Genomic DNA, 25,397 nt, shown 5'->3' with positions numbered 1-25,397 from the left:
ATATGGGACAACCGGCAGCAAGAGTAGGCGATATGCATGTTTGCCCTTTGGTAAACGGACTGGTACCTCACGTAGGAGGACCCGTATTACCTGCGGGTGTTCCTACAGTGTTGATTCAGGGCGCCCCGGCAGCTACTTCCGGAACGATGTGTACCTGCACAGGGCCTCCCGATGCCATAACGATGGGGAGCGGAACGGTATTGATAGGCGGGATGCCTGCTGCGCGCATGGGAGACATGACAGCTCATGGAGGCAGTATTGTTTTAGGCTGTTTTACCGTATTGATAGGCGATGCCGGCAGTGGTGGTGGCGGAGGTGGTGGTAGCGTAGGAGGCGGAGGGGGTGTGCCCAAAGGAGTAGGCGCTATGCAGGCCAAAAAAGTGGCGAACCAGGAGGCATTAAAAAAAGCGGCCAAAGAGGGAGAGGATACAGCCGAAAAAACAGATAAAGAAGATTTCCAGGCAAAATTTACCCTTGTAGATGAAGCCAATAAACCAATGAAAGATGTGAAATACGAGATCAGAACCAATGATGATCAGTTGCACGAAGGCAAAACCAATGGTAATGGCGAAACGCAGAATCTTTCAGGCTACACCGAAGCCGATTGCAGGGTAACTTTTCTTAATTAAAATAACAGGACATGGCTGGCAGCCAGACACAAAGAGACTTTCAGATCAATGAAAAAAAGCAGATGCTGGTACTGGTAAGGTACAAGCCGGCAGGCGCTATGGGTGCCGATAGCATGATTGGCGGTATCGCTGATAAAGTACAGGGTGTGGCAGACAAGGTACAGGATGCCGCCAGTTCGATCCCCGGCCTCAATTTATTTTTTAAAGAAGAAAAAGATCCGGAGAAAAAATGCGATAAAGAGTATAATTATTTCGAAGATTATAGTGGATGGGACCAGTATATGAAAAAGATGAAAGAGGAACTGGTCAACAAACTCAATAATGATAATGAAACGCTGGTGTTCGACTTTGAGGCCGATGACGCTGAAGGCAGAGCGCAGGAGGGCAAAAAATTATTAAACGAGATTAAGGGCAAAGTTGCTGCCTGGAAAAATTATACAGCCTGCTTTCATTTTGCAGGTATAGGGCAGGGGGGCAATGTGGCGAATGAATGTATTAAGGAACTGGTGAAAGAAAGTGATTTTAAGGAAAAATGGTGGGTACAGTCTGTAATATATGTGGGAACACCTTTGTACAAAAACAGGCATAGTTTCAATGAGGCCGATGCTTTTAAAGGAAAAGGGAAATCCTACTCCTTCGGTAATGCCTACGATTTAACACAGCAGGCCATTGCCTTTTTTGAACCCAATGATCAGTTGCTGAAGATGATCGCCGAAAGTAATTCGAACCTGCTTTCCATTTTTACAGGGAAAATAAAAGCGCAATTGATAGCTACGCTGGGGAGGCTTTTAAGTATTAAGGGATTTGGTACCAGCCACGATAATGAGGGCAATATAAACAAGCTTACACAGTGTAAAGACGATGTGCAGGGACTGGTGGAAGAATGCATTAATGCTGTCAAAAGTATCCTGGATGCCTTCCCCGGGTTAGTGAGGCCGCCGGATCTGCCAAAGTTCGATCAAATGTTAAATGGCTTCGATTCAGTGCCGGGCAAATCGGTAGACCGGTTGGAGAAATTTATTGATGAATTGAAAAAAGTGCATAGTGGTACCAGCCTGGATACCAGCCGCATCGGTTTGGGGAAACTATTCAATTTTTTATGCCCGCTGGTGGATCAGCTCACCGGCATGCTGAGATTATTTGCTTTTGACAGCGAAACAACCAACCAGCTTTTTGATAAAATAATGGAGAAGGCTGAAGTAAAGAAAGTATTGCAGCCTGCAGTTCTTACTACCAAAATACTTCCTGTTGATCCCTATATAGAAAAAGCAGCTGAAATGGCAAAGAAAGCTGAAGAGCAGGAGCGCGCCGCAACGGAAAGCGCCGCACAGGGCGATCGGGCCGGACACGAAGCGACACATGTGGTACAACAAAGTTCCGATGTTCATCAATATGACCAGGCTACCACCATGATCAGTACCTGTAAAAGCAATATCGGGACAGCGACAAAATCGGGTGATCTGGAGATCAGTGAATCGCTTAGTGCAGAAGCGAAAGCGAAGATCGGAGCGGCTATTGCAGCCATGCTCTTGCCGATGATGCCTTCGAAAAAGAAATTTTACGGTACGCTGCTGAACTATATCCCATTAGATGGTATTACAGGTTTTTTAAAAAAGCTGACAAGCGACGCAGCCATGGCGCCTTTAAAAGATCTACTGGGAAATGTAAAGGCGGGGTTTGATTTTGACGAGGGCACGGATGACGAGCCTGGATTAAAGAAATCATTGCGCAATTTTGATACGGAGCTTAGCCGAATCAAAGGTTTTTTGAATAAGAATGACTATCCCGTACACAAGGATGCCAACAGCCTCTACTTTATATATAATGCGCATAACCTGATGTTAAAGAAGCCCTATGGCATTATTCTCAATACGATCGATAAAGAAACCGGCTATTTGGATTATATGCAAAATGCCGGCTATACCAATGTTTGCAATCTCGAAAAAAATGAATACCAGGGAAACGGTACGACGAGTGCAAATGTTCAACCGGCAAAAGTATTAGAGGAAGAGGAGCAGGGCGCTTAAAGGTTATTAATAATTAAGTTTTTCAATGGATGAAGATGATATCATACTAGACACTTCCTGGTTGATTGCCAGAACGCAGGCTGCAGCCATCTGTTTTGCGGCAACGGATCAGATCGTTTATGATCATATCATATTTCACTGGACCTATGTCTCGCCACAAGCTAATGCAAAAAGTCATCTGTATCATTACCGTTACGGTAATGGCGTTGATTATATTGAGAATGTAAGGGGCTTGTTTGATGCGAATCCCCGTATCAGGGAAAGGGTGTTCAGCATGATCCATGCACAGATGCGCGCTAATCATCGCTGGGACTCTGGTAGTATTATAGGGAGGGGTGTGGATGATGGGCAGCCGCCTCCTATAAGGCAACAGGATTATGACTCGGATGATTGGGTGAATTCAAATGGCAATATAGATGAAGTACATTGGCGATTGATCGGAGATTATAATCCTTATGACAACAGGGAAACAGACGACCGGGCCTACTACTTAAGGGAAGTAGGCCGGGACCGGATACGTATGATCCAGGTGGAGATAACGATCCGCGACCCTTACACCTGGCATCCATTGGAAGTGCGGCCAACTCAATGTATTCACCAGGCGATGGAGCGATTGAAGGCATCTGGTGCAGCCGATTATGTAACGGTAGGTACGGCTATTCTTTCAATGCCCTCCAGTTATTGAAAAAGGGATCGTTAGGATCGTGACATTAAAACATATCAAATCATGAGTGATGCAAATGGAAATTTGGGTGAAACATTAAATCATATATCAGCCAACAGAACCCTGATCGCTAAGAAGCTTACGGTAGAAGAAGTAATGAAGCCGGAAGTAGTGCATGGTTTACAAACGATTGAACAGGTTTTTAATTACTACCAGCCCAGGCTCCATTTCAGGTTTGAGGATCCCGAAGGCCTTGCCCGTTCAGAAGAGCTGAGATTTAAAACGATTGATGATTTTAGTTGCAGCAGTATCACCCGGCAAAGCCGGTTCTTAACCCATCAACTGGAAAAAAAGAAGATCTATTTGAAGTTGGCCCGGCAATTAAAAACAAATCAACCTCTCAGGGATGTATTGACTGACAAGAATAAACGAAAAGCTTTTGAAACCATGCTAAAGGCGATGATGGAAGATCTTAAAAAATAAAAATATAGTATAATGGCGATATCCGGATCATTACAATTAGGGGCTGCAGGGGAAGGCGGACCTACCTGGCGGATCATTAATATGACCTACGAATTTTTCCAGCCTGTTGATCGCTTCGGGCAGCCCAATGGCGCACCTGATGGCGGTTTTATTAACTTGACTGTTGAATCATCTACTTCAGATGTTACCGTAATCCAATGGATGCTTTCCCATGAAAGAATGACAGACGGAGGCGCGTATTTTTTCGACAGGCATGGAAGACAGGTGCGCTCTGTGGAGTTTAAAGGTGCTTACTGTATTTACTTCAAAGAGATCTTCGATGCATTTAATGACTCCTTTATGAAAATAGATTTCAGGATATCCTGCAGGGAGATTACGATTGACGGAGGTGGGGCCGAAGCTACATTGGTTAAGACCTGGACAGGCGCTTCAGAGAGTTCCGGTTCTTCATCATCCTCTTCTTCGTCTTCGGGCTCATCCTCAGGTATCAGCTCTTTTAACCCCAATGATTAAAAACTGATGCAGGCATGATGGAAGCAACCGGTGCATATGGTTCAATGGCTGAGCACGGTAACCTGGTGTATGATGGGTTGGTGGCGCAGCTAACTCATGCTGGGGGTATCGATTGGTTAGAAGATATATTAGAAGGATGTAGCAATCTGGTTGCATCGAATAAGGCTCGCCGGGATATTTTCTTACAGGATAAAGAGTACGAAAACGATCGGCAGGCACTTTTAAACTCCCTGGAAATATGGCAGGAGTTACTGGATGCATGCGAAGAAATGGACGAAAAGCTCGGCTATTGTTTTGACAGGGCGGAGGAGCAGCAAGCTATTGTACAAAAGAATCTACTGGGCGTTACACAGTCCATAAAACCAGTTGAAGAATCGTATAGAGGCGTATCGCTTTTCTTTGAAAATGCAGAGAGCGATCAGTTAAGTAATATATCGTTTATCAACTGTGATATCAGTCAGTTGGCTGATCTTACTGTACCCCGTTTTTTTGATCATATCGGTGAAGAGCTGAAGATGAATTTTGACCGGATTGATTTACGCAATAACTACAGCCTTCTGCTGTTGCCGGGCTATCTAGGAGGCAATGCCGTTGTAGAAAAATGGGCCAAGCTTGCCTGTGATAACAAAGTGATGATCATCACTGATTTTGAAAATCTGGATGAAGCTGATGACGTGATGGAAGTTTTTGATGCAAGCGGACTGGCGGGAGGTGATCTATATAAAGCCAGCGTTTTGGTTTGTTGTAACTGGTTGGTGGGGCGCGGTAAACATGATGCGATTCATGAAGAAGACGATTTGTTCATTCCTCCCTCTTTGGCTTTGGGTGGAAAGATCTATAAGAGCTTGTTAAGCCAGGTGGCTGCAGGGAAAAAGTTTGGAGTGATCAATGGCGTGGATGGCGTGAAATTTCCCTTAAAAAAAAGTGAGGTTTCGGTATTGGAGAAGATGAACCTGGTTCCCATGTTTAATGAATACGGAAAGGTAATGGCTTTTTCTGCCAAAACACTTTTCAACGGAGCTAATCTCGGCTTGCAGATATATTCTGTTGTGCGGGTCTTTGATCATGTTGCCAAAGTATTGATGGATTTTTTGAACAGGAGGGCTTTTGAAAATTTCAACGCAAATATTCGTAAGGAGCTGATGGGGCAGGTGGTGAAGTTCCTGGATGGTGTTTCGGGCAATGGCAAGCTGATAGAAGACTTTAGCATCAGGCGTTTTGAGCAGGATGCAGAGCAGAAAGATAAGATACACCTTGATATTCATTTGAAGCCTTATTTCCCGGCCAAAAACTTTATGATCAAAATGGAGGGTAAGAAAGGAGATGATGGGCACAGTTGGGATACCACCTACGACCAGCAGTAATATTCAATTCAAAACAAAACAAACATGAAGCCAATACAAAGGATCTTTTTGATACTTCTTTTTAGCTCAACAGGGTGGAGAACCAATGCCCAGAATATCAATGGCGAACGTATCCTGGTAGGACGCGAAAGCATTACCGTTATCAATTTTCCGGATAAGGTATTGAATATTAATTTTTCTGACGATGGGGCTTATGATTATTATATACCCAAGAGGAGGGAAGAAAAGTCGATCTCTTTACAGTTTAATAAAGAGCAGACAGCAGGGCCTAACACCGGTTTACTGGTGAACGAAGGAGGAAGAAGTCATATGTTCCGTATTGTGTACGACTCAACCTATAATATTAATGACGACAGTCGACCGCCTTTGTGGTACGATCATTCTAACCTCAAAGAGCTAAAAGCTTTTATACAGAAACAAAAAGAGAACCAGTCTGCAGGTAATGATGAAGCCGCCATAGCGAAGCAGGACAAAGAGCAGGAGGCGGAGCGCAAAAAACAGATAGAAGCCAGGAAGACGGAAGCTGCATTGGCCCAGAAAAAATCAGGTGAAGAAGCTGCTGAGAAAGCAAAGGAAGCTGAAAAACTCAGGAGAAATGAAGAAATAAAAGAAAAGGAAGAAGCCGCCCTGATCGCTAAAACAAAAAAGGAAGCCGAAGATAAAGAGAAACAGTTGGAACTGGCCTTGCAAAAAGAGGAAATGGAAAAAAAAGCAAGAGCGCTGAAGGAGAAAAAAGACGCGGACGCCTTAGCAAAAAAGCAAGCGGCTGAAGAACAGCGGATAAAGGAACTAAAGGCAAAAAATGATGCGGAGGCTTTAGCAAAAGCAGAAAAAGCTGCCGAAGAGCAAAAACTATTGCGCGAACAGGAGCTGGCAAAAAAGCAGGCAGCGGAAGAGGAGAAGCAAAAGAAAGCGACCGAAGAATTCGAACGAAAAGAGGCAGAGAAAAAGGTGGCGCAGGAAAAACTCGCACAATTGGAAGCAGACCGGAAAAAACGAGAGGCAGAAAGAGCCTATTCTGAAATGGGGCTTTGGCAACGATACGGAAAAAAGGGTATCGATGTGTATAATATACCAGCGGGCCAGATGGCCATGGTAAACGCAGATTTTTTTATTGTGGCAGATACGCTTCGCAACTACAGAATTGCCGACTCACTGATCAGGAATGACGCATCCGGTAAGATCAATATTGCGGCAGATAAAGTATTAAGCGGCGGTGTGAAAATGACCCTTGAAAATATTGCGTTTAAAGATGTGCATACATATTATAAGATTAAAATTGAGAACGAGACTAATGAAGATTTTTTACTGGGCCGGACTTATATGTATTGGTACGATAAAAATGAAAAAGCAAAAATGATCATCAAAGGAAGTTATCTGACCTATATTAGTTTTTACCCTATTATACGGCCTCATACCAGCCAGTATATTGTGTTCGCCACCCGTTCACCTAATGTAGTGGAGGATGAAAGCCTGGTGTTATTTATTGATGATCGCCGTAAGGAAAAGGGAAGCGCAAGTATTGTGGTGCCTGGCAAGTATTATGTAAGTGAACTGGCAAAAGTTCAAAGTACTGTTAAGACCTCAGGGAATAAACGACAGGCTGAGTTTAAAGCGGAGGAGCCGGATACCAAATCCTCTAAAAGAAATCGCAGGAAAAAATGATGACTGTGAAATCTGTTTAACCCAATGAAGAAAAAGATCATCGTATACTGTTTTTTATTTTCCCTGCTGCCGATTATTAATGCGCAGGCCCAGCACATTATTACGTTTTGTGGGGAAGCTGTGCCTATGAATCAGCAATTCATCCAGGATAAGTTGATCAATGTAATAAAAAAACAGGTGAACGTGGTAAACCTGCCCTCGCTGAGGCAACGGGCCAATAGTTATTTTCCGCTGGTAGAAAAATATCTTAAAGCCTACGGTCTCCATCCCGACCTGAAGTACCTCCCCATAGTGGAAAGTGGTTTTTTGACCAAAGCGGAATCAGGGGTGGGGGCCAGGGGAATATGGCAGATTATGCCTGCTACTGCAAGGGGCTACGGTATGCAGGTGGGAGATAATATAGATGAAAGAGAGAATTTTGATAAGGCCACAAGAGTAGCTTGTCAGCTGATCAGGGATAACTACACCGGGCTTCGTAAGCTGGCGGGTTCCGTTAACTGGCCGCTTGCCATAGCAGCTTACAATTTTGGAATAGGCAATATCCTTAATGCCATGAAAGCGCAGGGTAATAATTACTTTACGATGAAGTTAAATTCCGAAACCGGTTTATATGTTTATAAGATCATCGCAGTAAAAGAGTTATTTGAATATCCCGAGCTGTACAATTCTAAATTCGGGTATAATGTCTTTAGCGCTAAAATGGGACCGCGTACCCAACCTCAACAAACAGATTTGGATGTTGTCAATGATCCGAATATCCTGAGTGCAATTGAAAAGGAACTGGAAAAAAATAAAGATAAAAAGGCGCCGGAAATCAAAGAGGAGCAATATGTGTTGGCACACGTCAATGGGAAGATTAAGAATTTCCAGGATGGTGATATGATAACCATCGTATTGGACGAAGATCTGCAAACCTCCAACTACGGCTTGTCTTTTAAAGGCTATTCTTTTGGTGTGCAGGGCTGGATCATCGATGACCGGGTGTTCTTTAAGCTGGGATATGACCATGATGTAACCCTGCTCGACCTGGATAAGCAGAAGGGCGTTTTACTAACCGATCTGCTGGCAAAAAAAAGGATAGATGTATTGTTGAAAAATGTGGTTTATAAGAAGTGAAACCTGTTTGGACATCCCGGCCTTAAACTCTTACATTCCCCTCCGGCGATAACGGTAGAATTTTAATGAAAGCTCCTGAATCCAATAATCGCTTTCTAGATACCATGAACCGTGTTCTCTCAGTTGTAGTGAACCGTGTCCTCACGGTTCACTACAACTGTATCGGTATTACATTCTTCTTTTTATTCAATCTTAGCTTTTCGGGAATCGTATCCAATATCGATCTTTTTAAAGAATCGATCAGCCGCTTTTTTACAAAATTGCCATGCACCACCAGGCTTACCTCGCGTACCGGTGCCGGACTTTTAAAATTTCTTACCGCTCTCAATTCATTTTTTGGCATTTGGAAAGTCACCAGCTCAGGAATGATGGTGATCCCGTCATTTACATCCACCATACGCTTGAGCGTTTCAATACTGCCTGCTTCGTATTCAAAGTTGAAGAACTCGCTGCTTTGTTTTTTTAACTCGCATAAAGAAAGTATCTGCGAACGAAAGCAATGGCTTTCTTCCAGTAACCATAGTTTGCTTACATCTATATCTTTTTGTAACAGATATTGTTTTTGGTATAACCGGTTATTTTTAGAGGCATATACCATGAGCTCTTCGTAAAACAGCACTTCTTCTGATATACCGTTTTCTTTAATTGGTGTAACCAATATACCTACGTCTATGCTGCCTTGTTTTAGCATGCTGATAAGAACGTCTGTTGTTTGCTCCTGTACCAGTAGTTTTACCCCGGGATAGTTTTTAGTAAAAGACGGCACAAATAAAGGAAGCAGGTAAGGAGCCAGTGTAGGGATAATGCCGATGCGCAGTTGCCCCTTCATTTTGCCTTTTTGTGATTCTACCAGCGAAGATAACTCATGCGCTGCGTTAATAACATTGCGGGCGTGTCCGATAATTTCAAGACCTGCAGGGGTTGCGACAATAGGCTGTTTACGCCGATCAAAAATTTTAATTTCAAATTCTTCCTCAAGTTTTTGAATTTGCATGCTTAATGTAGGCTGTGTCACAAAGCAGGCATCTGCGGCCTTTAAAAAGTTCTGGTGCTGGTGCACCGCCAGTAAATATTCGAGCTGTTGAAGGGTCATTGTTGAAATAATTATTATCTATTAAGTTTACAAAAATATCAATTTTTGTTATAATTAACATAAAGCATGGATGCTTAATATTTTTATGGAACGTTTATTTTTTACTACTCCAAAGGAGTCCTTCGGACATAAGCACATAGAATGGGATCGCAAAGCAGAAAAACATTAGAACCACACAGATCTATGCGCTGCCAAAGGCGGAGTTCTATGTATTCTAAAACGCTATATAATGCATGGGGCTATGTGGTTTAAAAAAAGTTAGGTACCCGAAAGCATTCCGTGAGGATATGAATACCTGAAAGCCGTTCGGCGTTGTGAATTGAATTGACCATTAACTTTTGGGTGTTTCCGATGTTATATAGATTATTAGCCTTTCGTCCTTAAATAAAGGGATTTATGTATTAGTGGTAACCATTTATCCTGAAATCCACTATCATTGTATCAAAGTACATATTTCTAATTATAATTTAATGTACTAACCCTTCTCTGGGGATTTAAAAAATGTAGCTTTGTTAATATATGGGCAGGGAAATACTCGAAACTAAAAGAAAAGCTTTAAAAATTAATTTAGATGGTCCGGTATATGGCACTTTCGCCGAAATCGGAGCAGGTCAGGAAGTTGCCAGGAACTTTTTCACTGCAGGTGCCGCTTCCGGTACGGTTGCTAAAACCATGTCCGCCTACGATATGGCATTCAGTAATGCTATTTATGGTGTCGAAGAAAAGGGCCGCTATGTAAGCCGTTCGCGCGTGAAGCAAATGTTGTCTCATGAATATGACCTGCTAACCGAGCGCCTGCACGGAGAAAAATATGATGATAAAACATTTTTTGCTTTCGCTGACACCGTAACCACGCTCAATTTCGCCCGTAATAACGAACCGCATGGCTGGCTGGGCCTTCGCTTCCAGGTTACACCCGGTGGAGAACACAATGACATTATTTTCCACGTTAGATTATTGGATAACGATACCAGTTTGCAACAGAATGTATTGGGTATACTGGGAGTAAACCTGGTGTACGGGGCCTTTTACTATAATCATGATGTGCAGTTGATGGTAGAGTCGCTGGTGGATAATCTTTCATTTGGCTCGGTGGAAATAGATATGATCAGCCTGCGTGGTCCTGTATTTAAAAATACCAACGACAGGTTGGTCAACTTATACTTAATTGCCAAAGGATTCTCCGGCGCCGCTGTTTTCGATCCCAATGGTAATGTAACGCAGGCAAAAGATTTGTTGTATAAGAAGGATATCATGATCCTTCGTACCAAATTCCTGCAAAAGTCTAAACCCAATTTCGATCTTTTTAATAAGGCCATTGAGCAGTTCAAACGTTCTCAGAATGTACAGGATGATAACCTGGTGGTGCTCATCGAAGTGTTGATGAGTAACCTGCTCGAAGACGACGATCCGCATAATGACAACGATGTAGAAATTTTTGCAAAACGGGCAGAGGAGCTTTGTACTACCGGCAATAATGTAATTGTTTCTAACTTTAAGCGTAATAATAAACTGGCTCAATACCTGGCCCTTTGTAAGCCACGTAATGTGGGCATTTCCACCAATATATCTAACCTGCGTACTATTTTCAACGCAAAAAATTATAGTGATTCTTACACACAGGAGTTGTTGACTTATGTCAGCGATCTCTTTAGCCGCAATGTAAAACTGTATGCGTATCCTTATCTCAATAAGAAAACCAACGAGGTGGTAACGTTAAAAAATATGCCGGTGTCGGTTGAAGCTAAGCCTTTATTTGATTTTCTGGTAGTGAACCATTACATAAAAGATATTGAAGGCTACGATGTGAAAGATGTAAAGGCTGTTTAAATACTTTGTTCCGGCATTTTTTCTTTTTTTAGCTCTTCTGTAATAGATACCTCAAGGCAAAAAAATGGGCAAAAAAATACTTTTTTTGAAAATGATAAAAAAATTAGTATTTTGCACTAAAATAATTAGTCATGTCAGTAGCCAACAAGAATTTGAAGTATTTAAGAAAGCTTCGGGGATGGACGCAGGATGAATTTGCGACTAAATTAAATATCAAACGGTCATTGCTGGGCGCTTACGAAGAAGAACGTGCAGAGCCGCGTATTGATGTATTGGAAGTGATCTGCGATATGTTTAAATTAACACTGGATGAACTGTTAAGGAAAGACCTCAGTGTGGAATCCAACTCTGACAATTATCTTGCGAAGAGACGTGCTCTTAAACTGGCTCCTGTAATTACACATATACCTTTTGTGCCTGTTAAAGCCGCAGCGGGTTACCTGGCCGGTTACGCTGATCACGAATTTGTTGATGAACTGAACACATTTACACTCCCGATGGTTAGTGGTGGCAATTACCGGGCTTTTGAGATTTTGGGAGACTCGATGTTGCCAACTCCCAGCGGTTCTGTTATTGTGGGAGAAAAGGTAGATGAACTCGAATCCCTGAAAAATAATACAGCATGTATATTAGTGTCACGCAATGATGGTATTGTTTACAAGCGGGTACAGAAAAATACAAAAGCCAAGAATAAGATCACATTGGTGAGTGACAATCCAACGTTCCAGCCTTACACTATCAATTCTGATGAGGTGCTGGAAATGTGGCAGGCGCAATACGTGATTTCTAAAACCAATGTAGCTCAGAATTGGGATGTGGGGCAGTTGGTAAATATTGTAGCCAACCTGCAACAACAGGTGGATGGGATGAAAAAGAAGATTAATTAAAACAACAGTTGAATAAATGGGTATCAGGGACCGGAAGGTCCCTTTTTTTTGTCTGTACTTTTTGCGATTACCGTTTATGCCATTAATGCGCTTGTTTTTGTAATTATAAACGGTTGTTTATACAAAAACTAATAATTTAGCCTTATTGCGTTTGCGTTTGTCGCATGAGAAAGTTGTAACCGACCATAGAACGGTCATTTTAAAATAAGTCGTAAATGAATAAATATTTTGGTTTACTGGCTACGGCTGTTGTAGCAGGAGCGGCTCATGCCCAAACTGTACAGCTTACAGCAAATGATTACAGGAGGGCTGAACAGTTCATGGGATATAATACTACAACATTGGTAGATTGGGTAAACCCCTATCCTAACTGGGTAGAGGGCGACAAGTTCTGGTACAGGAGCGGGAATAAAGTGTTATTAGCAGATCCTAAAACAAAATCTAAAACAGAAACTGCCATTTATGGAAGTATGCCCGGGGCAGGAGTGTCTCAGGGTAGAAGACGTGCTGCCAACGAAGTGATTTCGCCTGATGGCAAAAGAGCAGTATTTATTAAAGACTGGAATCTTTGGGTAAAGGATCTGGATACCAAAAGGGAAACGCAGCTGACTACCGATGGTACAAAAGATTACGGATATGCAACTGATAATGCAGGGTGGAAGCATAGCGATGCCGCTATTGTAAGCTGGTCTCCTGACTCTAAAAAGATAGCCACTTTTCAGCAGGACCAGCGGAAGGTGAATGATATGTACCTGGTGACTACTAATGTGGGCGCTCCTAAACTGGAGCAATGGAAATATCCATTACCGGGTGATCCATATATTCCTACCATAAGAAGGGTTGTTATTGATGTAGAAACACCAAAAGTGATATCGCTGAACATTCCTCCTGACCCACATCGCGCTACAATGAGTGATGATATTTCCAGTAGCGGAAGCTTTGATGATATAGACTGGTCACCGGATGCTAAAGAAGTTGCTTTTGTTTCTTCATCAAGAGATCATAAAAATGCCAAAGTACGCATTGCTAATACAGCAACCGGAGAAGTACGGGAAATATTTGAAGAGACTGTAAAAACGCAGTTTGAATCGGGTAGGGGGGCCATCAACTGGCGATACCTGGCTAAAACCAACGAAATAATTTGGTACTCTGAGCGGGATAACTGGGGACACTTGTATTTGTACGACAGTAAGACGGGGAATTTAAAACACCAGATCACCAAAGGCAATTGGCTGGTGGGGAAAGTGCTGAAAATAGATGAAAAAGAGCGTACGATTTACTTTACCGGCTATGGGCGGGAAAAAGGAAATCCCTATTTTGCTTATTTCTATAAAATAGGATTTGATGGGAAAGGGTTAACCTTATTAACGCCCGAAACGGGGAATCATAACATTTATTTGTCGCCATCCGGTAATCATTTTGTAGATGTGTATTCCCAGCCTGATGTGCCGCCTGTTGCTAATTTCAGGAATACAAAGGGTGCGTTGATTACAGGTTTAGAGAAGGCTGACGTATCCCGTTTGCAGGCAAAAGGATGGAAGGCGCCAACACCCGTATCGGTAAAAGCTGCGGATGGGGAAACCGATATTTATGGATTGGTGTTCACGCCCACTAAAATGGATCCGTCGAAGAAATATCCGGTTATTGATTATATATATCCGGGACCACAGGGTGGAAGTGTGGGTAGCTGGAGCTTTTCACCATCGCGGGGTGATAACCAGGCCCTGGCTGAGCTGGGGTTCATCGTTGTTGTAATAGAAGGTACCAGCAATCCTTACCGTTCTAAAAGCTTCCATGATATGAGCTACGGCAATATGGCTGAAAACACTTTGCCCGACCAGATAGCTGCTATCAGGCAGTTATCAAAAATCTACCCGATCGATACCACCAAAGTGGGTATATGGGGACATAGTGGCGGCGGCTTTGCCACAGCAGCGGCGTTATTACGCTACCCCGATTTCTTTAAAGTGGGGATCGCGGAATCAGGTAATCATGACAACCGTAATTATGAAGATGATTGGGGTGAGCGTTATAACGGGTTGGTTGAAAATAGTGATTATGCAGCACAGGCCAACCAGGCTTATGCAAAAAATCTGAAAGGCAAGCTGATGCTGGTACATGGTATGATGGATGATAATGTACCGCCTTATAATACCTTATTAGTTGTAGAAGCTTTGCAGAAGGCTAATAAAGATTTTGATCTGGTAGTCTTCCCCAATGCACGACACGGGTTTGGTGAATATTCCAGCTACATGATGCGCCGGCGCTGGGATTATTTTGTAAAGCACTTATTAGGTGCCGAGCCACCCAAAGAATATTTAATGGGGGTGAAATAAACATTCGTAAGCCACCTCTAGAGTCCGTTGGTGCCAACCCACGAACTTTTATTTTTGCAGCCGGCTGAGTGTTTCTCTTGAAACACCGAGGTAATGCGCAATCATGGTTTTGGAAACCCGTTGAAAAAGCTCAGGGTATTGTTCCAGCAATAATTCATATTTTTCTTTTGCCGAGTTTTTCATTAAAGACAATACTCTTTTCTGTAGCGCAACAAATCCTCCAAAGGCTTTAACTCCATGAAAGCGATACATGGCCGGCACCGCTTCGCACATTCTCTGTTTACTTTCCTGGCTAAGTTCCAAAACCAGGCAAGGCTCCAATGCCTGCACGCAAAGCTCGCCTTTTGATTGAAGCCTGTAAGCGGGGTAGTCAGATATCCACCAGTTTTCCATTGCAAACTGCATAATATGTTCCCGCTCCATATCGTCATGCATAAAAGCTTTTAATAAACCTTTTATTACAAGATATTCGGCCGTAACCCTTTTGCCGCTTTTGATCAGGTAGTCTTTCCTCCGGATCTCCAGCGGCTTAAAAAAAGGTAGAATAATTTCGAGCTCTTCATCCGAAAAAGGAATGATCTCCTCTATATGTTTACGCAAAAAAGCAGCATACTCCATTTTGTAAAAATACGAAACGGCGTATACTGCTCATTATATTATTGCACCTGCTTAGACCATTAAAACCAAACCAATCTGAACAGTCTGTTATGTACGTTGTGCTTTATTAAAGCTATCTTTCGGCATCGGTGGAGCTTATGTATCTTTTTCGCAGTAACTGTCTCTATGTGGTGAAATTAATACTTGTCAAGACTGGCACATCGGTTATTATGTAAATGATTACCTTTTACTATTAACGGTTGAGCTCCTTTACCATAGCTTCTCCCACGGCTTTTGCCGACTGTGGATTTTGTCCCGTAATCAGCCGCTGGTCTGTTGTTACATGGGGCTGCCAGGGTGCCGATTTTTCATAAACGCCGCCATGTTTCTTTAGTTGATCTTCTAAAAGGAAGGGAACAACCCGGGTGAGTTTTACCTGCTCTTCTTCCTCATTGCTAAACCCATTTACTTTTTTATCCTTTACCAGGTAGCTGCCATCACTCAGTTGTATATTCATAATACCGGCAGGACCATGACATACCGCTGCAACAATACCATCTTTTTCATAAATGTTTGCCGCTATTTTGTTCAGCGCGTCATTAGTTGGTAAGTCCCACATGGCGCCATGTCCACCAGCATAATAAATAGCTGCATAATCCTCTGCCTTTACCTCTGATGGGCGCATACTATTGGTTATTTTCTTTTGATAAACAGCGTCTTCCCAGAATTTTTTATTAACCGGGTCGCTTAAATCAAAACCATCTACCGGTGGATTACCCCCTTTCGGACTGACGAAATCAATTTCATAGCCGGCTTCGGTAAGTACTTCCCAGGGATGAGATACTTCACCCAGGTAATAGCCCGTTTTTTCCCCCGTGCTTCCTTTGGTATCGTGGCTGGTTACTACAAATAATATTTTCTTTTTCATAGTATGTGTTTTTGTATTGGATCGATGGGTTATGGCGGAACAACCTATAGCGAGCGTGACTGCCAGCAGGGTGCCAACCCAAAATATTTTGTTGTTGATTAAGAAATGTTTTAGCATAACTCCGGCTTTTCCTCAGTTATTGTTAATGGTAAAGATTGAATGGTTTCAGCGAGATGAGAAGTATAACGCTCGAAATAGTCCTGTATCCGGTCGGGCCTGGCATTCTTCTCCAGGTCATGAAAATGAAAGCCTTCCAGCTGCTTCATTCCGGTAAAAGCATTCATCCGGTGAAACCCAAACATCACACCTTCATCCACACTATTCTGGTCAAAAAATTCACCTGGCAGGGTAAATGCGGTTTCCGGCGCATTCCAGGTAGTGGTTAACATATAATGACGCCCATGCAGCGAGCCGCCTGTTCCATAGTTAATTTCGGGATTTTCCCTCTTCCTGCCATCGCTGTAATAAATGCCTTTACGATGGCCGGCGGTAAAAACGGTATCCAGGTATTCTTTGAATTTGTGAGGCAGGCCAAACCACCATACAGGTGTATGATAGATCACTACATCAGCCCATACAAACTTACTTACTTCCTCTTCAAGATCGTAGGGTTCGTTGATATCAGTTATTTGTACTTCAAAGCCATCCAGGGAGGTGAAAAAGCTTTTATCCCATTGCACCAATGTTTGGTTGAACTTTCCACCTGAATGTGCAAAATGCTGTCCGCCGTTGATGATAAATATCTTTGTCATGCTGTGTTTTTTAGAAAGAGCAAAGTTCTTTAAACAGCAGCATAGCCACCTGTGAGGTATGTCACAAGTTTTATTATTTCACCGGCTCCCTTAAAATAGTTCTCAGCTTTTCGGGTGCTGTCTTCCTGAAATCAGAAAGATAAATTTCATGGTGTTGTCCGTTTTGGGCAAACTGATGTGTTTTCATAAAAGCATCCATAATTTTTAACGATTCGGGCTCAGTGGAGAACGGACCTACATGCAGCATCTGTACGCATTTGCCTTCCTCTAAAGTATGCCATTCAATAGCAGTGGCTCTCTGTATTCCTTTTTGACCTGTAACGATCGATTTAGCTGCTTCCATATGTTCAGCGGTCACGAAGCCGGGCATACGTATCAGCAACCTGTATTCCCACTCGCTACGGGGCACTTCAACAGCGGCACTGTTCATGGTTTGCCCGGTGAACCAGGTTGTGTCAAACCACCATTGACCTTCCAGCTTTGATACCACAAAATCTTTACCCTTCACTTTGCAGGCGAATTTGATGGTGTATGCTGTTGAATACATTGCTTCAATAGTTTTGGCGAAAGCCTCGCCTGAAGGATCGCCCTTGCCGCATAAAGCGATAAAGGATGCTTTTTCTATGTCAACAATTTCCGGCTGTGTTTTGGCCGTAAAATAAGATTTGTACTTTTTAGTAAGATCTAGTTTTTCCATATCATATAGTGATTAATTGAGGATGACCGATATTGATGAACATGGAACTAACGTGGAGCGGAGTCCACCCCTGCGGATGATTCTTGTTGCGTGCTCAAAGCGTCGAAGAGATAGAGGCCGGAGTGGTAATTAAAGCCTCCTGTCTGATACCGGGCATGCATTAATTTTTAAAAATGAACACTATTTTTAGTAGCAATAAGTCCCGTCTTGTAAAGGCGGATAGCTTTATGAATAATCGCTTTGATGCGGGCAACAGGCAGGTCTTTGTGAGGATCCAGCAACATTATTTTCATCCGCAAACGGCCTTCCTGTAATAAAAAAGGTTCATTGAAATGCTTACCTTCTACAATACCGATATAAGGCTGTTGATGTTTTTTATGGATCCAGAGATAACAGACCATGCGGCCTTTATAGCAAAAGAAAGGCATTCCATACTTCCAGGCCGGGGCTATATCTTTATCTTGGTTGAGAATAAGATGGTGCAAAGCCAGGAAGCAGCTTTTTACAGGCTCTTCCAGTTGATCGTAGTAGTTTTCTGAGGCCTTCATTGTAGTGCTACAAAAATATCAACTTCTGCGTTCTCCGGGTTGGTTGTCTTTTCGCCATACACTTCAAAATCGGCCGTAAAAGCCCTGTCTAATGATGTATTCCATATCCTGACCCACTCGTTATATACAATGCCCTGCGCTAAATTGCCTTTTGCTGTAAAACGGGTATAATGGCTTTCGCTAAATGTTTTGCCGGTCATGCCCTCCGGGATCTGGTCAATGTTATGAACCCGGCAGCCCAACAGGGTAGTATAAGGACGGGTATGATCTTTTTCGTAATCAGTGTAAATACAATAAAGGTCGTCATTGATCTTGCCTGGGATTTGGGCTACTATCTGCTCCTCTATAAACCTGGCCCAAAGCGCCGGAATATCCTGCAAGGCCTGCCCGCTTTCGTTGGTAGTACGTACCGATATACCTATAACATGGAAGGTTGGAATGGTTTGAATACTCATTTCTTGCTCTTTTATGGCACAAAACTAAACCGGCCTGTGACAACCCTATGTCAGCAGGTTTTAATAGGGGGTAATTTTTCATGAGCTATACGGCATTATATTTTCCCCTTCAAATTTCTTTTGGCACCCGCCCTTTCCTTCTCCAGTTTGTTGAGTAATTCTTGCTTCAATCTTTTGGGTAACTTGATCCAGTGTACGTTCATTAATGCCCCCTGCAAGGCATAAAGATAGTGCGATACAGGGGGCGGTATGCCATTTGACTTTTTTGCTAATTGTATATATGCTTTTACCGGTGTTAGTACTGCCAGCGCAGGCAGCGAATGTATGCCTATTTCATGAAGCTTTTGGGCTATTACAGGACCAATGTTCCTGGCATCCGTAAGGCGATGATCGAAATGGCCCATTATTTTACAGAATAAAAGAAAGACCGCAATTCGCCGGCAAATGCTTCAGGTACTTCCAGCGCTGCAAAGTGACCGCCGGCTTCCATTTTTTTATAATGTACCACATTTACAAAACGTTCCGCCCACTCCTTCGGGAACTGCGCTTCCCGTGGAAATACCGCTACGCCGGCCGGAACCCCGGTCTTGCTTAGCGGTTGCGCACCTCCCCATTGGGCTACCGCATCTGTTTTGTACATCCTTACCGACGATCCTATGGTTTGGGTAATCCAATAAATCATGATATTGGTGAGCATTTCATCTTTCCCGCCAAATGCGGCTTCAATTACATCGGGAGATGCGCCGGCGCTGCCGAAGCTCAGGATCCAGGCTGCCAGGGCTACCGGCGAATCATTGAGTCCATAAGCTAATGATTGCGGCTTGGTGCTGTGTACCATTGCATAGGCGCCCTCGCTATACCACCATTGCTGAACAAACAGGGCAAATTGCTTTTCCTCATCGGTCATCGTTGCAGGATCTTCCTGTCCCATCGGATAACCAAGATCGGTAAAGTGAACAGCTGACACCACAGCGGGATATTTGGAAGCCAGGGCTTTAGTGATACCCATGCCCACATCTCCCCCGGCGGCGTTAAACTTTTGGTAACCCAGCGTTTCAGTCATCAGTTTTTTCCAGAGGTCGGCAACCGCCACACTGGTAAGGGCAGTTTTTTCCGAAAAGCCAAACCCGGGTATGGACGGAATCACCAGGTCAAAGCTTTGATCTCCTTCAGTAAGCATTGGAATAATTTTGTGAAAACGATAATAGCTGTCCGGCCATCCATGTGTGAGCAGTAGAGGCCTGGCATTAGTACCGTTACCTTTTATGTATTGGAAATGAATTTGTATTCCGTCGATTTCGGCAATGTATTGGGGATATTGGTTTAATTGTTTTTCATATTTCTCCCAGCTATACCCGTTCACCCAGTAGTGTGCCAGTTCTTTCAGGTATTGCTCGCTGGTGCCCCATTGCCACCCAGCTCCATCGGGCGCCCCGGGCCACCGGGTATTTTGAATACGGTTTTTAAGGTCGGTAATAACTGCTTGAGGAATGTTTACTGTAAATGGTTTCATTTTGTTTGTATTTGAGGTTTGAGAGAATGCGTTTTGAAAAGATATAACGGCCTGACAAATGCAAAGGGCGATGAGCAGCTTTTTCATTTTTATGTTGTTTAAATCAGTTGAATTAATAAGTACAACACAAAAGTAGCCCAGGGTAGTGCCTGAGATGTAGGGGATAAATCGGTAAAAATGGTAGTTTTTTCGGTAGCTGTTAAAATGCAATTATAGCTTTCTAAAAGCTAAAGGCGTCATGCCCTCCCATTTTTTAAAGGCTTTGATAAAGTAAGAGCTATCTTCAAATCCAAGCCAGAAGGAAATTTCCAGTATGGTCATTGAAGTTTGCCTTAAAAGGCTTTTGGCTTCCATTGCCAGGTGCTCGTCGATCCATTTTTTGGTAGTTTTCCCGGTTAACTGTACCAGTACCTCGCTTAGGTATTTTGGGGTGATATGTAGTTGTTGTGCATAAAAGTTTACATCTTTCTGTTCCAGTACATGGAGTGAAAGCAGCTTCCTGAACTTAGCGGCAACCTGCTCTTGTTGCGAAGTGAGCGAGATTGCGGGCTTTGCTGATTGATGGCAGGTTTGGGCCAGCATTAATAAACTATAAATTAGGCCAGGCATCACCAACGGCTGATTCCTGAAAGCTGAGATAGTAGCGAAAAGTGATTTGATTTGTAAGGTTTGCTCCCTTGAGGTTTGTATTACATGCTGCCCGCCCGGCTGAAAAAATGGTAATGTACTCAGAAAGGAGTTTTTAATGACATCAGTAAAAATGCTTTCCGTAAAAAACAGGGTTTCATGCTTTGCGTTATGATAAGGTTCCCATTGCGATACGATACCGGGACCGATAGTTGTAAGGCTACCGGGCTGCAATACATAGTCTGCGCTGCCGATCTTTACGCTGCCAGGTTTACCGCTGTAGGTGATGCCTATTCCATAAACGAAATTTCTGATAGGAAAGCTGACACCGGCATTTTTATAAGTAGAGTCGTTAGCCATAAAATAAGGTATCGACATGCTTTGCTGGTCCTGCTCTTTCAGGTAATGAAATAAATTAAAGGTCTTTAAATTTTCTTGCTTACGTATCACTTGTTGTTGAATTTACCGGGCTTGCCCATAACCAATTCTGTACATTTTATAAGAAGTTAGTTCTTCAGGTATTCATTCGGGACATTTACAGGGAAATAGCTGATACCATAACGAGCTTTTAGCAATATGCCTATCGTTTCATAAATCTGTACCTCTGTTCTCTGAAACTGCGGTAGCAGGCCCATCATGGCATAGCTTATGGGGTTGATGGATGGAATGAAGGTTTCCCACTCATAACCCTTACCCCAGATTAGGCCGGGTAACGTTAACTTTAAATCAGCTCCCCGGGAAATAAGGAACTTCATTACATCTATACAGGCATTTGCATGCTGATTTACTGTGTGGAAGACGGGTGTTTGTCCGCCAAATCCGAAGGAGTCAATGCCTGCCTTTATATTAACAGCCATCCCGTGCTCTATAAGCGTTTTTGCGCAATGAAGATGGTTGTATTCGGCACAGATATGTAGCAATGATGCTTCGTAAAGCGGCGTGAATGCGCAATCGAAAGTATATTTTTTATAGAGCAATTCTTTATCCTGATTCAGTAGCAGATCTAACTGTTGGGCATCATCCAGTAGCACTGCAAGCAAAGCCTTATCATCGAATTGTAAACCAAAATCTACAAATGCCTGAACACAGTCTTTAAATCGCTCACTTCTTAAATACATATTGATCAGTTCATAGATCAGGGGCTTACCCCTGTGTAGGAGGTTGGGATCAATGCCGTTTTCAAAACATTCTCTGATGCCTTCCGCGGAATGTGTCTCAAAGTCTCCGGCTATTTTCTGAAGATAATCCATATAAAAGGAATAGTACTAATAAAGGAACTACATGTAAACGCATCAAATTTGCATATAAACCAATTCTGACTGAAGTTAAGAATAAACGACCGATCTTTTACGCACTCATATAGAAAACGGCCGCTCTATTGCTGCCGTTTCGTACGAAAAAAAATGCTATTGAATAATCTATGTGCTTCAATGATTAAGGAGTGAATTTTCTAAAAATACTGCAGGCAATATGTCCGCCAAAACCAAAAGTATTACTGATTGCTATATTCACTTTTTTAATCTCGGCTTTGCCTAATATAAGGTTCAACCTACCTTCAAACTCCGGTTCTACCTGTGTAGTGTTGATAGTGGGTGGAATTGTATCTGTTTCCACGGCTTTAACGCAGGCAATGGCCTCAATGGCTCCTGCGGCACCCAGCAGGTGCCCGGTCATCGATTTGGTAGCACTGATAGCTACTCCGGGATGGCTTTCAAAAGCTCTCCGAATCGCTTTCAGTTCGCTCCGGTCGCCCATCGGGGTAGATGTAGCATGAGCATTGATATAGTCAATACCATTGGCTGTAATTCCCGCGTCTTCCATAGCCATATTCATTCCCAGGAAAGCGCCGTCGCCTTCAGGATGTGTGCCGGTGATATGATAGGCATCAGCAGCAAGCCCTCCACCAATGATTTCGGCAATAATTGGCGCATTTCTTTTCAAAGCGCTTTCGTAGCTTTCCAACACCAGGGCGCCGGCGCCTTCTCCCAAAACAAACCCATCTCTTTTAATATCAAAGGGCTTCGACGCCTGCTGGTAATGATCATTATTGGTTGATAAAGCTTTGGATGCATTAAAACCGCCTATGGAGCTTTGGGTTATAGAAGCCTCGGAGCCGCCTGTAATAATCATATCCGCTTTTCCCCAGCGTATATAATTGAATGCGTCGATAATAGAGGTATTACTGGCTGAACAAGCTGCCGCCGTTGTATAATTAACACCCCTCAATCCATACCGGATCGAGATAAGACCCGAGGCAATATTCATGATCCTTTTGGATATAAAAAACGGGTTAAACCTGGGCGTGCCATTACCCTTATTGTACTCGGTCATTTGCTCTTCGAATGTTGAAACGCCTCCATCGCCCGAAGCCCATATTACCCCGATCCGGTCTTTATTTAACTGAGCGAAATCGATTTGAGCATTTTCCACTGCCTGTTGTGCGCTTGCCAGGGCATACTGGGAGTAAGGGTCGTATTTCCTCACTTCAGATTTCTCTATATATTGTAATGGATCAAAATTGCGCACTTCGCAGGCGAATTTTGTTTTAAAATGCGTGGTGTCAAACTTGCTGATCAGCTTAGCGCCGCTTACACCATTCACCAACGATTGCCAGTATTCATCTATGGTATTGCCAAGGGGAGTGATGGCCCCCATTCCTGTTATTACTACTCGTTTCATTACTTTTATTTTTATAATCCCTTGCAATATGCCCGGGACGGGTTATCTGGTTAGCTAATAGTGTATAAAATGATTCCGTTAGGATTTGCTGCCTTATTTCAATAATCCCTGCCGCAGGGTTTTCTTTATCAGGCTAAAATCTTTCTCGCCGGTTAGTCTTGAAAGCTTCAAGATGGACATCATGCCGGCGATGATTAAAATAGCTCTTGTTCTGGGCGATTCATCAAAATGAAAAACACCTGCCTGCCGGCCTTCTTTTAAAATGTCGGTTACCCAGGTAAGAAAAGCATCAGAAAACTCTTTTATCTTTTCCTGCACTTCCGGTTCCAGCGTGTTATAATCTGTAGAAAGAGATCCGACTATGCAAACCTTATTCTGACATTTAATATCGGTATAAATCAGAAAAAAACGTTCTAACCTCTCCAGGGCTGTTTTATCCTGGGTTTCCTGCTGTATCTGTTCCAGGCCTTTAATATGATATTCAATTACAGCAATGCCCAAATCTGTTTTGCGGGGAAAGTGGTGATGGATCGAAGGCTTTTTAATGCCCACAATCCGGGCTACATCAACAAAGCTGAAAGCATTGTACCCCTTGTCTCTGATCAGGCCGTCGGCGGTAGAAATGATGTGGTCCCGTGTTGTCATGGGAGAATATTTTCACAAAGGTACAAACCTACCAGTAGGTAGGCAAATAATTTTTACAAATATCTGTTTGGGAAGTTTGTTAACAGTGGAAATGTGTGACCTGCATTTTTTGATATGATACAAAAGGTGATCAGCAGCCGGTTATTTGAGTTAGATGATCTTTCAATGCCAATCAAACTTTTTAAGCTGCTTTTGCTGTAACATTGCATACACAATGAGTATCCAGATAGAAGATAATAAATCCCTAAAATCGTTCAATACATTTAGCATGAACGTGCAGGCCAGTCATTTTGTAACGGTTTCGGACAGAGAGGAGGTAAGGGCTTCGTTACAATGGGCTACCGGTAAAGGGTTGCCATCCTTTATACTGGGAGGTGGCAGCAATATCCTCTTTACAAAAGATGTGGATGGCCTGGTGATACAAAATAGCATAAAAGGCATTGAAAAGGTATACGAAGATGAAGAATATGTGCATCTGAAAGTAGGGGGGGGAGAGGCCTGGCACCGGTTTGTTTTATATTGCCTGGATCATAACTATGCAGGTGTTGAAAACCTGGCGCTGATCCCCGGGCTGGCAGGGGCATCGCCTATGCAAAACATTGGCGCTTATGGTGTAGAAATAAAGGAAGTTTTTCATGAGCTTACAGCTATTCATAGAGCAACTTTAGAAGAAGTACAGTTTTCTAATAAAGATTGCGAATTCGGATACCGTGAAAGCGTTTTTAAACACCGGTATAAAGATCAGTTCGTTATAACTGATGTCACTTATAAGCTAAGCAAAAAGCCGGTATTTAAGGTAGAGTATGGCGCTATAAAGCAGGAGCTGGAAAAGGCTGCCGTACAGGACCTGTCCATACAGGCGATTGCTAATGCTGTTATTGCTATACGGTCTTCCAAGCTGCCTGATCCGAAAGACATAGGCAATGCGGGTAGTTTTTTTAAAAATCCATCTGTTTCAAAAGAGCAATTTGAAATATTGAAGCTTATGTTTCCCGAAATAGTAGCTTATGAAAACCCTGATCATACCATGAAGCTCGCTGCCGGTTGGCTGATAGAACAAGCCGGCTTAAAAGGCTTTAGAAAAGGTGATGCGGGTGTACATGCCCGTCAGGCCCTGGTATTGGTGAATTATGGGAACGCCAGTGGAGCAGAAATTTTAGAGACCTGCAGTTTGGTGCAAGATGCTGTATATGAGAGATTTGGTGTAGAACTTGCGCCGGAGGTTAATATTGTGTAAATAGCCATAAAGAATAAAACCCTATATTCGCACCCAATTTTCAGAGCCCTCTGCTTATTATTCAAAATATTGAACGATGAAATGCCCGTTGGCTTTTGTCTCGCAATAGGCA

At 43.0% G+C, this 25,397-nt stretch carries 25 protein-coding genes; 12 read left to right on the top strand and 13 right to left on the bottom strand.

Going from position 1 to position 25,397, the window contains the following annotated elements; translation table 11 throughout:
* Window positions 1-2 precede the first annotated feature (2 nt).
* From U0035_RS07725 to U0035_RS07690, 8 genes are read left to right on the top strand one after another with little or no spacing between them, the layout of a single operon-like run.
* The gene (locus tag U0035_RS07725) at window positions 3-629 is read left to right on the top strand and encodes a PAAR domain-containing protein (protein ID WP_114789422.1); all 627 of its coding nucleotides are present in this window, start codon (window positions 3-5) and stop codon (window positions 627-629) included.
* 11 nt (window positions 630-640) lie between these two features.
* Window positions 641-2,656, top strand: coding sequence for a hypothetical protein (locus U0035_RS07720; RefSeq protein WP_114789421.1), 2,016 nt, complete (start codon window positions 641-643; stop codon window positions 2,654-2,656).
* Window positions 2,657-2,681: 25 nt separating this feature from the next.
* Complete coding sequence (locus U0035_RS07715; protein ID WP_114789420.1) at window positions 2,682-3,341, top strand: hypothetical protein; 660 nt, start codon at window positions 2,682-2,684, stop codon at window positions 3,339-3,341.
* Between the two features lie 42 nt (window positions 3,342-3,383).
* Entirely contained in the window at window positions 3,384-3,803 is a 420-nt protein-coding gene (locus U0035_RS07710) for a type VI secretion system contractile sheath small subunit (RefSeq protein ID WP_114789419.1), read from the top strand.
* 12 nt (window positions 3,804-3,815) lie between these two features.
* Window positions 3,816-4,316, top strand: a complete 501-nt coding sequence (gene tssD, locus U0035_RS07705; protein ID WP_114789418.1) for a type VI secretion system tube protein TssD — start codon at window positions 3,816-3,818, stop codon at window positions 4,314-4,316.
* A 14-nt stretch (window positions 4,317-4,330) separates the two neighbouring features.
* Window positions 4,331-5,680: a type VI secretion system contractile sheath protein TssC gene (locus U0035_RS07700; RefSeq protein ID WP_114789417.1), complete on the top strand. Its 1,350-nt coding sequence runs from the start codon at window positions 4,331-4,333 to the stop codon at window positions 5,678-5,680.
* 24 nt (window positions 5,681-5,704) lie between these two features.
* Entirely contained in the window at window positions 5,705-7,345 is a 1,641-nt protein-coding gene (locus tag U0035_RS07695) for a hypothetical protein (protein WP_114789416.1), read from the top strand.
* Window positions 7,346-7,369: 24 nt separating this feature from the next.
* On the top strand, window positions 7,370-8,461 hold the full coding sequence (locus U0035_RS07690) for a lytic transglycosylase domain-containing protein (protein WP_114789415.1): 1,092 nt from the start codon (window positions 7,370-7,372) through the stop codon (window positions 8,459-8,461).
* Between the two features lie 151 nt (window positions 8,462-8,612).
* Here the strand turns inward: U0035_RS07690 and U0035_RS07685 are convergent, their stop codons facing one another.
* Window positions 8,613-9,554 (bottom strand): hydrogen peroxide-inducible genes activator, encoded by a 942-nt coding sequence (locus tag U0035_RS07685; RefSeq protein WP_114789414.1) that lies wholly within the window; start codon window positions 9,552-9,554, stop codon window positions 8,613-8,615.
* A gap of 519 nt (window positions 9,555-10,073) precedes the next feature.
* Here U0035_RS07685 and U0035_RS07680 point away from each other — a divergent pair.
* The 3 genes from U0035_RS07680 (at window position 10,074) to U0035_RS07670 (ending at window position 14,607) form a co-directional block, all read left to right on the top strand.
* Window positions 10,074-11,384, top strand: coding sequence for a nicotinamide mononucleotide adenylyltransferase (locus tag U0035_RS07680; protein ID WP_114789413.1), 1,311 nt, complete (start codon window positions 10,074-10,076; stop codon window positions 11,382-11,384).
* Between the two features lie 131 nt (window positions 11,385-11,515).
* Window positions 11,516-12,271 carry an XRE family transcriptional regulator gene (locus tag U0035_RS07675; protein ID WP_114789412.1) on the top strand — a complete coding sequence of 252 codons (756 nt, stop codon included), beginning with the start codon at window positions 11,516-11,518 and terminating at the stop codon, window positions 12,269-12,271.
* A gap of 215 nt (window positions 12,272-12,486) precedes the next feature.
* Entirely contained in the window at window positions 12,487-14,607 is a 2,121-nt protein-coding gene (locus U0035_RS07670; protein WP_114789411.1) for a S9 family peptidase, read from the top strand.
* A gap of 48 nt (window positions 14,608-14,655) precedes the next feature.
* On the opposite strand, the gene U0035_RS07665 is transcribed toward U0035_RS07670, so the two are convergent.
* The 12 genes from U0035_RS07665 to U0035_RS07610 all read right to left on the bottom strand — a co-directional run bounded on the left by U0035_RS07665 (window position 14,656) and on the right by U0035_RS07610 (window position 24,048).
* Entirely contained in the window at window positions 14,656-15,225 is a 570-nt protein-coding gene (locus U0035_RS07665) for a Crp/Fnr family transcriptional regulator (RefSeq protein WP_114789410.1), read from the bottom strand.
* Between the two features lie 232 nt (window positions 15,226-15,457).
* On the bottom strand, window positions 15,458-16,132 hold the full coding sequence (locus U0035_RS07660) for a type 1 glutamine amidotransferase domain-containing protein (protein WP_114789409.1): 675 nt from the start codon (window positions 16,130-16,132) through the stop codon (window positions 15,458-15,460).
* Between the two features lie 110 nt (window positions 16,133-16,242).
* Window positions 16,243-16,884: an NAD(P)H-dependent oxidoreductase gene (locus U0035_RS07655; RefSeq protein ID WP_114789408.1), complete on the bottom strand. Its 642-nt coding sequence runs from the start codon at window positions 16,882-16,884 to the stop codon at window positions 16,243-16,245.
* A 73-nt stretch (window positions 16,885-16,957) separates the two neighbouring features.
* Window positions 16,958-17,581 (bottom strand): GyrI-like domain-containing protein, encoded by a 624-nt coding sequence (locus tag U0035_RS07650; RefSeq protein ID WP_114789407.1) that lies wholly within the window; start codon window positions 17,579-17,581, stop codon window positions 16,958-16,960.
* 167 nt (window positions 17,582-17,748) lie between these two features.
* Window positions 17,749-18,129 carry a DUF1801 domain-containing protein gene (locus U0035_RS07645; RefSeq protein WP_114789406.1) on the bottom strand — a complete coding sequence of 127 codons (381 nt, stop codon included), beginning with the start codon at window positions 18,127-18,129 and terminating at the stop codon, window positions 17,749-17,751.
* Window positions 18,126-18,584: a GyrI-like domain-containing protein gene (locus tag U0035_RS07640; RefSeq protein WP_114789405.1), complete on the bottom strand. Its 459-nt coding sequence runs from the start codon at window positions 18,582-18,584 to the stop codon at window positions 18,126-18,128. The genes U0035_RS07645 and U0035_RS07640 overlap by 4 nt, the downstream gene beginning before the upstream one ends.
* Window positions 18,585-18,679: 95 nt before the next feature.
* On the bottom strand, window positions 18,680-18,988 hold the full coding sequence (locus U0035_RS07635) for a TfoX/Sxy family DNA transformation protein (RefSeq protein ID WP_114789404.1): 309 nt from the start codon (window positions 18,986-18,988) through the stop codon (window positions 18,680-18,682).
* Complete coding sequence (locus tag U0035_RS07630; RefSeq protein WP_114789723.1) at window positions 18,988-20,097, bottom strand: epoxide hydrolase family protein; 1,110 nt, start codon at window positions 20,095-20,097, stop codon at window positions 18,988-18,990. The genes U0035_RS07635 and U0035_RS07630 overlap by 1 nt, the downstream gene beginning before the upstream one ends.
* A gap of 210 nt (window positions 20,098-20,307) precedes the next feature.
* On the bottom strand, window positions 20,308-21,174 hold the full coding sequence (locus tag U0035_RS07625; RefSeq protein WP_114789403.1) for a helix-turn-helix domain-containing protein: 867 nt from the start codon (window positions 21,172-21,174) through the stop codon (window positions 20,308-20,310).
* A 56-nt stretch (window positions 21,175-21,230) separates the two neighbouring features.
* A complete protein-coding gene (locus U0035_RS07620) occupies window positions 21,231-21,974 on the bottom strand; it encodes an ankyrin repeat domain-containing protein (protein WP_114789402.1) in 744 nt (247 codons plus the stop codon).
* A 184-nt stretch (window positions 21,975-22,158) separates the two neighbouring features.
* The gene (gene fabF, locus U0035_RS07615; RefSeq protein ID WP_114789401.1) at window positions 22,159-23,403 is read right to left on the bottom strand and encodes a beta-ketoacyl-ACP synthase II; all 1,245 of its coding nucleotides are present in this window, start codon (window positions 23,401-23,403) and stop codon (window positions 22,159-22,161) included.
* Window positions 23,404-23,496: 93 nt separating this feature from the next.
* Window positions 23,497-24,048, bottom strand: a complete 552-nt coding sequence (locus U0035_RS07610) for a TetR/AcrR family transcriptional regulator (protein ID WP_114789400.1) — start codon at window positions 24,046-24,048, stop codon at window positions 23,497-23,499.
* 214 nt (window positions 24,049-24,262) lie between these two features.
* On the opposite strand from U0035_RS07610, the gene murB reads away from it, so the two are divergent.
* The gene (gene murB, locus U0035_RS07605) at window positions 24,263-25,285 is read left to right on the top strand and encodes a UDP-N-acetylmuramate dehydrogenase (RefSeq protein ID WP_245957604.1); all 1,023 of its coding nucleotides are present in this window, start codon (window positions 24,263-24,265) and stop codon (window positions 25,283-25,285) included.
* Window positions 25,286-25,397: the final 112 nt, after the last annotated feature.

Source organism: Niabella yanshanensis, from assembly GCF_034424215.1.
Classification (GTDB): Bacteria; Bacteroidota; Bacteroidia; order Chitinophagales; family Chitinophagaceae; genus Niabella; species Niabella yanshanensis.
The sequence above is the reverse complement of the archived record's forward strand: the minus strand, read 5'-3'. Positions and strand labels throughout refer to the sequence as shown.